The sequence below is a fragment of the Limosilactobacillus difficilis genome (assembly GCF_947387495.1).
GTDB lineage: Bacteria > Bacillota > Bacilli > Lactobacillales > Lactobacillaceae > Limosilactobacillus > Limosilactobacillus difficilis.
Genome location: NZ_CANDNU010000112.1, coordinates 1 through 433 on the forward strand (window position 1 = coordinate 1; position 433 = coordinate 433).

Sequence of the window (433 nt, forward strand, 5' to 3'; positions counted from 1 at the left end):
GCTTTGAGTTCTTCTTCGTCTTTATCGGGGTGTTCAAACTTGAATTGCCAATATTGGTAAGTCGACATCGAAATCGGGAGCGCATCAATCAGGTCCTTTAACAGGTACTTTGCCTTGAGCTCATAGATTACTTGCGCGAGTTCTTGTTTGGATGCTTTCTCAAGGCTGTCAATTTTTTTGAGGCGTCGAGTTGTATCTTTAACAATAAGTTTTCTCTTTGTAGGGCTTGATTCTGCTTTTGAAGCTGACGAAGCTGTTCGTCTTGGCTCTTGTCGTGATGGTTGACCATGCTTAGGTCTCCTTCCTCGGCGTAATTCTAAAAGGGCCTGCGGCCCTCGCTTATTATAAAGGCATTCCCATTGATAAACCGAACCAGGAGAACGGTAACCAAAGTGAATACAAGTTTCGGGAATTGACGCTAAATTTTCTTGTT

1 protein-coding gene is annotated in these 433 nt (G+C 43.2%); it reads right to left on the reverse strand.

Going from position 1 to position 433, the window contains the following annotated elements:
• On the reverse strand, nt 1–433 hold a 433-nt coding region (locus tag QOR82_RS09175), incomplete at both ends, for a helix-turn-helix domain-containing protein (protein ID WP_283584428.1).